Source organism: Neobacillus drentensis, from assembly GCF_036966985.1.
GTDB lineage: Bacteria > Bacillota > Bacilli > Bacillales > Cytobacillaceae > Neobacillus > Neobacillus drentensis_E.
Genome location: NZ_JBALSN010000355.1, coordinates 1 through 2,119, shown reverse-complemented (window position 1 = coordinate 2,119; position 2,119 = coordinate 1). Strand labels below are relative to the sequence as shown.

Genomic DNA, 2,119 nt, shown 5'->3' with positions numbered 1-2,119 from the left:
TATTTAAACAGAGGATAGCACAGAGATCAAGGAAGTATTCTTGATGAATGGATGAAAATTGATTCGGTCCGGACCTGAAAGCAAAGAGGTTGAATATTTAAGGCAAATTTGTGTTCCTTATATGAAAGTTGGAAATAAAATCATAAAGAATAATTCTATTATATTAAATGAAAGGCTGAATCCGCTCGAGGTTAAGCTGATTGAACTAAATTTATTAATACAGGATATGTAATGATTAGAGGTTTAAAATCTGCTCGATTTTTGACCTTTTTTTGCCTAAAAAAAAGAGGACAACCTGTGAAGCTAGGAAGTCCTCAGACAAAATTTGAAATAGTCCTTAATGCATTGGATTCATCGCTGAATGATTGACCACAACTCGGCGGATAAAGAAGGCTAGGGCGAGACCGACCAGCGTCACGATCATCGCAAACAAGAACACATGCTGTGAGCCCGCCGTCATAGCGTTAGCCATCTCAGTCTGCTGAGTCGGTGCAGAGGAGTCATGCAAATAGTTCTCCATTCCAGTCGTAAGAATGATGATTGCGATAGCTGTACCAATCGCACCCGCGACCTGCTGCAATGTGTTCATGACGGCTGTTCCATGTGGGTATAGCGCAGGTGGCAGCTGGTTGAGGCCGTTGGTTTGTGCTGGCATCCACACCATGGAAATTCCGATCATTAATCCGATGTGTAGGACGACGATAAATGCGACCGATGATGTCGGCGATATGCTGGAGAAAAACCATAACGTTACCGCGACGATAATAAGTCCGGGAATAACGAGCCACTTTGGTCCATACTTGTCGAATAAACGTCCCATCCGCGGCGATAAGATGCCGTTTAGTGCGCTGCCCGGCAACAGCATGAGCCCGGCAGTAAACGCAGACAGTTTCATACCATTTTGAAGAAACATTGGCAGAATAATCATGCTCGACAAAATGATCATCATACATGACAGTACCATCAATAGTCCTACAATGTACATTGGATATTTGAATACCCGAAGGTCCATCATCGGTTCACTCATAGTCGTCTGCCGTAGAATAAACAAAACGAGTGCGATTAATCCGATGGCAATCGAAGTAATCACGACCGTGCTGGTCCAACCCTCGGATCCTTCTCCTGCTTTGCTGAAGCCGAAGACAATCCCTCCGAAGCCGATGGTTGATAATACAACAGACACTAGATCAATTCGAGGCTTCGTTACGTCGGTGACGTTTTCCAAATATTTCAGCCCTACCAACAGCCCAATGATCAAAAATGGCAGCGAGAGCCAGAAGATGTAGTGCCATGTAAAATATTCGATTAGGAGACCAGCAACCGTAGGTCCGGTTGCAGGCGCGAACATGATGACAAGTCCGACGAAGCCCATCGCGGCTCCACGCTTCTCCGGTGGATACACGACTAGGATCGTATTGAACATGAGCGGAATCAAAAGACCCATGCCTGCCGCCTGTAGAACGCGAGCGACCATAAGCATTTCAAAGTTGAACGCGAGCGCCGCAATGACTGTGCCGACAATAGAGCTCACGAGCGACCCGAAAAACAATTGCCTCGTTGTAAACCATTGTAACAGCAGCCCCGTCATCGGCATCAGAATGCCGAGAGTAAGCAAAAATCCAGTTGTTAACCACTGTGCGGTCGCAGCCGAAATTTGAAACACATCCATTAAATTACTAATCGCTATGTTAAGTGCCGTCTCGCTGAACATACCAACAAAACCGCAAATGAGCAGCGAAGCCATGATGGCACGTGTATTGTATTGTTTCATTAGCAATACCACTTCCTTCTCCTGAAAAATTTCTATTTACGTTCCCCTTTAATCGGTCCGTTATTTGATACAATACAGGTCAAAAATGTCCTAGTCAATAAATGAGTTTGTAGCTTTTATTGTAAAAATGTTACCGACATTTTTTTCGAAATAAAACTGCAAGTAAGGACATTTTTTCATTACCCTCTACTAATAGGATAAAATCTTGTGATAAATTTTTGCTCTTATATGAAAAAGTAAAACAGAATATAGATAAAATAGAGCGATATTTAGGTCTATTAGAATAAATTAATTAAACCGAATCTAGAATTTTAAAATATAAATGTGAGCGGAAACAATATACCCAAT

The 2,119-nt window shown here is 42.7% G+C and carries 1 protein-coding gene; it reads right to left on the bottom strand.

Translation table 11 applies throughout. From position 1 onward, the window contains the following. Window positions 1-337 precede the first annotated feature (337 nt). Complete coding sequence (locus V7659_RS21605) at window positions 338-1,771, bottom strand: DHA2 family efflux MFS transporter permease subunit (protein ID WP_335542150.1); 1,434 nt, start codon at window positions 1,769-1,771, stop codon at window positions 338-340. Window positions 1,772-2,119: the final 348 nt, after the last annotated feature.

What these genes read in the sequence shown, in the direction of transcription:
- V7659_RS21605 (WP_335542150.1), bottom strand. Translation starts at nt 1,771, where the DNA reads ATGAAACAATACAATACACGTGCCATCATGGCTTCGCTGCTCATTTGC.